Consider the following 4,559-nt stretch of genomic DNA (forward strand, 5'->3'; position numbering starts at 1 on the left):
CGCGGGGTGGAGCAGTTCGGTAGCTCGTCGGGCTCATAACCCGAAGGTCGCAGGTTCAAATCCTGTCCCCGCAACCAAATTATCTTTTATACATACTTGAATATATCATTATTATCCTTAGGCTATGCCTAAGGATTTTTTGTTTGGTTATATTTATAAACACTTGTTTAGGTTATGATATAAGATAGTGATGCAGATTAATCAGGAGGTTTTTTCATGTTACAAAGTAATATTCAAACTTATATTGAAAAAGAAATGAACGTTCAAGGTCAATCTTTATCTCTATACCAGGAAGAAAAGGAATATGCGTTGCAAAAAGAGTTGGTACCGCAAAACCTGATGATAGAAGAAAAAGAGGCATCTTTACGTTTTAAAGATTCTTATATCGAAAGAGTAGAGAAAGAAACGGACGAGCTGATCACAGAAGAATCTCCTCTTTCATTTTTAGATACTCCTATTTCTTATTTGAAAGAACACAGAAGTGAATTTCTATATGTAGAATCAAAATGGTTCGAATTTATTAAGCTTGATGGATGTTCTTTTGAAGTGGATGATGTGTTTGGCACATATAAAGTATTAACGGGGTTACATATGCAAAAAAAATTCGGTTCTTTACTAAAACAATTTTTTGCTAAAGAACTTAATGAAAGCCTAACAAGCGTCCAGCTTTTATTTAATGATAAAGATGGATTATGGGATGTGAATATTGAGTTAGATGCTATAAAAGAGTTTAATGAAAAAATGTCGATAGGTGAAGCTCTTGTTCTTACATATCGTTTTTTCTTTCATCTAGTGGAGTATGTAGAGAACGAAAAAGCTTAAGAAATGATGAGTACTTTCACTGTAAAGCATAGAACGTAGTTTCTATGCTTTTTTTGATGAGTAATACGTAATGAATGCTAAATGAAGCTGGAAATACATTTACATCTCTATGCTTTTATGGAATGATAAAGAGTATCTTTACATATATGACTGCTATGGGTAAGGAACAACTATCAGGAATCTTTCTAGTTTTTTGAGAAAGTAGCTCACTATTAGCTGTTAATAGCACTCAGAGCAAGAAAGCTTCCGTAGGATGAAGTATAATATATACATACAGGAACTATTTTTAACTTTATAAAAAATGTCTGCTGACGTATGGGATTATAAATAAAGAGGGGATGTTCATGTTATTAAGAAAAATAAAGTCTGAAGAATTGGCAGAAGTCTATCAAATGGGATATGCCGCATGGCCTAAAGGCAGGACGTACAAAGAGTATGTGAGAGATAATCAAAAAGAAGAAACATATGGAATTCGGTATGTATACGTAAATGAAGAGAATCAAATTATTGGTTCATTTATTTTGCTTCTTTTACAAACTCCTCGATTAAAGTTTGCTTTGCATGGTATTGGATCCGTTGTTGTACACCAGCTTTATCAACGAATGGGGTATGGCCGTGATATGCTTGAAGACTTTTTTAAAAAGATGAAGATAGAGAAGCGCAGCGCTATTTTTATGCTGTATAGCGATATTCTTCCTGAATATTATCATCAGTTTGGGTTTAAGGAGCTCCCTTCTCATTTACAACGTTATCCTCAATCCATTGCTATGGTAAATTGCAGCGAGTCACAATATGAATACTTAAGTAAGCAATCCATAGAAGACATACCGGCCTATTTTTAAAAGGTATGTCTTTTTTATAGTATTTATCGGCACAATCGTTTACAATTTTATGTAAGCGTTTTCTTTATTTGGAAGATGAATGATTTTATTCGTCCTCATAAGCGTAGGCAAATCGTGCAGTTAATATAAATTTTATTACATAAAACCTTGCTATCATCTTACTAGTAACTCTTATTCATTTCCCTACCATACCGATATGTACGTTTGCTGCCAAGTATAACCATATCAATATAAGGAGGAAGCAGGAAGATGAAACGATTATTTATAGCAGGGATGATTTTTATACTTTTTTTATCTTTAGGTGCTGTATCTTCTTCAGCCGCAGGAAGTTTTACCTCTAAAACATATAATGGAAGGACATACAAACTGTACGTACCTAGCAGTTATCAGAGAGGTGCTGCCTTACCTCTAGTAGTTATGCTACATGGCTGTACTCAAGACCCTGATCAATTTGCAGCAGGAACACAAATGAATGAACTGGCGGAGACAGAGAAGTTTCTTGTTCTTTATCCAGAACAACCTTCTTCTGCTAATTCAAATAAGTGTTGGAACTGGTTTGATACGGCTCATCAATCCAGGGGAAGCGGTGAACCAGCGTTAATTGCTGGAATGGTCAATCAAATAAAAAGCAGTTATTCAATAGATGCCGACCAAGTCTTTGTTGGAGGGCTATCTGCTGGTGCAGCTATGAGTGTTATTATGGGAGCTACTTATCCAGACATATTTGCAGCTATTAGCGTTGGAGCTGGCTTAGAATATAAAGCAGCGACTAATGTGACAGGTGCTTATACAGCAATGAGCAGTGGAGGTCCTAATCCTATCCAACAAGGAGATTTAGCCTATTCAGCCATGGGAGATCATAAACGAGTGGTTCCAGTTATTTTGTTTCATGGGACGGCCGACTACACTGTTGCGCCTATAAATGCGCATCAAATATTATCGCAATGGGCTCAAACAAATGATAGAGCGTCTGATGGGCTGGATAATAACAATATTGATGATACGGCAGATCAAACTGCAACAGGTACAGTATCTGGTGGAAGAAGCTATACGCAATATATTTACAAGGATACAGCTGGAAAAACAGTAATGGAAAAGTACATGATAGAAGGAATGGGACACGCTTGGTCAGGGGGAAGTACATCCGGTTCTTATACAGATCCTAAAGGACCAAATGCAACTAAATTAAGCTGGAACTTTTTTAAAAGCCATCCGAAAAATGGTGATGCTCCTAATTCAGGAGATATATCCCCACCGGTTACAGCTGCTTCACCAGCGGGAGGAACGTATGGAAGTTCTGTTTCTGTTTCATTATCAACCAATGAACCTGCCATCACTTACTATACATTAGATGGAAGCATACCAACTGTTAATTCTCTAAAGTACTCTGAGCCTATTACCATCAACTCTAGCAAAACAGTAAAGTTTTTTAGTGTAGACGCAGCAGGCAACCAAGAGGAAGTAAAGACGGAAGTTTATCAAATTTCTGGAACTTCAGAGAAACCTTCAGTATTTTCTTCGCTTGCTGCTGAAGATGGATTTATCGGAAACTTATCAGCTGACGGTATGAGTAGTTCTATTCATAAAATTGGGGATAAAGGAATGTACAATACCGACACATACCGAACCATTTTATCTTTTGACACAAGTTCTTTACCTGATGATGCAATCATTACGGATGTATCTTTAAAAATTTATCGCAAATCTTCAACTGGTAATATTTCATCTTTGAAAGGCGATATTAAAAGCGGTGTATTTGGAGCTAGCAGTGCTTTAGAACAAATAGATTATCAGGCTTCACCATCTATTTCAGCGGGCTTCCAAATGTCAGTGCCTTCACTCAATAATGGATATACAACTATTCAACTTCCTTCCTCACTTTGGGGATATATGAATAGGACCGGCAAAACTCAATTTCGCTTGTCAAGCTCAGGTCCAGCGGACTTTTTAAGTGACGTAGTTGAAATTTATGGGGGCGACAGTCCTGCATATGCTCCAACTTTAACTGTTTCATATCAGTAAAAAAACCTTCTAAAAGCTAACTGCTTTTAGAAGGTTTTTTTTGCTGATAAGTTACTTTTATCACCGAATACAACTCAAACTTTTTATAGAGTTTTCTTCAAATTTTGACATGATTTTGATGAAATTTAATCATTATTCAAAAATGAATTGTCAGAAATATTACAAGAAAATGTTTAAAATTAATTAAATCCGTAATAAAAGTAAAATATTCCTGTAATGGAAGTGAAATGAACAGGTGGTATCATTCAGTCATTGAGTAAATAAGGAGGTATTCGGAAAATGAAGAAATTTGTATTTACTCTAGGGACAACGGCAATTCTTTCAGCAGGATTTGTAGGTGCAGCATCTGCCTCTACAAGCGGAACGTATGAAGTACAAAAAGGTGACACTTTATGGAAAATCGCTCAAAATCATAATGTGAGCGTAGACGAGCTAAAAGATGCTAATAACTTAACATCAACACTAATTTATCCAAATCAGACACTAAACTTATCTAGCATAAAAGAAATCGTACATACTGTAAAACGTGGTGACACTTTGTGGTCAATCGGTCAACATTATGGCGTAACAGTAGAAGAAATTAAAGAATGGAACGGTTTAACATCAGACTTAGTTTTCCCTGGAGAACAATTTAAAATTAAAACGGCACAAGCAGCTCAATCTCAAACAGCTAGTGCGCCAGTAGCAAAGGCAGCTCCACAAGCGCAGCAGCCTCAAACGGCACAAGCTCAGCAAGAACAAGCAGCACAAGAACAAACACAAAAAGAACAAGAGCAAGCTCAAGTAGCAGCACAAGAGCAAGTGATTCAAAAACAGCACAATTTTTACAGGTATTTGCACAAGTTGCTGCTTTCGAGCAGGATCAGTCGAAAG

The 4,559-nt window shown here is 36.5% G+C and carries 4 protein-coding genes and 1 tRNA gene; all 5 read left to right on the forward strand.

Features of this window, described 5'->3' with window-relative positions; translation table 11 throughout:
• Nucleotides 1–77 (forward strand) — tRNA-Met (locus tag AC4NPH_RS30930).
• 139 nt (nt 78–216) lie between these two features.
• Nucleotides 217–822 (forward strand): hypothetical protein, encoded by a 606-nt coding sequence (locus AC4NPH_RS30935; RefSeq protein WP_029325263.1) that lies wholly within the window; start codon nt 217–219, stop codon nt 820–822.
• Nucleotides 823–1,166: 344 nt separating this feature from the next.
• Nucleotides 1,167–1,664: a GNAT family N-acetyltransferase gene (locus tag AC4NPH_RS30940; protein ID WP_013055206.1), complete on the forward strand. Its 498-nt coding sequence runs from the start codon at nt 1,167–1,169 to the stop codon at nt 1,662–1,664.
• Between the two features lie 249 nt (nt 1,665–1,913).
• Nucleotides 1,914–3,686 carry an extracellular catalytic domain type 1 short-chain-length polyhydroxyalkanoate depolymerase gene (locus AC4NPH_RS30945; protein WP_063670490.1) on the forward strand — a complete coding sequence of 591 codons (1,773 nt, stop codon included), beginning with the start codon at nt 1,914–1,916 and terminating at the stop codon, nt 3,684–3,686.
• Between the two features lie 279 nt (nt 3,687–3,965).
• Nucleotides 3,966–4,559, forward strand: a 594-nt coding sequence (locus AC4NPH_RS30950) for a LysM peptidoglycan-binding domain-containing protein (protein ID WP_491939353.1), incomplete at its 3' end; no start/stop codon positions are given.

It is taken from the genome of Priestia sp. MDV22-iso46, from assembly GCF_058629175.1.

Excerpts from the sequence above, each read along its gene's own strand:
- AC4NPH_RS30935 (WP_029325263.1), top strand. The coding sequence starts at position 217 with ATGTTACAAAGTAATATTCAAACTTATATTGAAAAAGAAATGAACGTT.
- AC4NPH_RS30940 (WP_013055206.1), top strand. The coding sequence starts at position 1,167 with ATGTTATTAAGAAAAATAAAGTCTGAAGAATTGGCAGAAGTCTATCAA.
- AC4NPH_RS30945 (WP_063670490.1), top strand. The coding sequence starts at position 1,914 with ATGAAACGATTATTTATAGCAGGGATGATTTTTATACTTTTTTTATCT.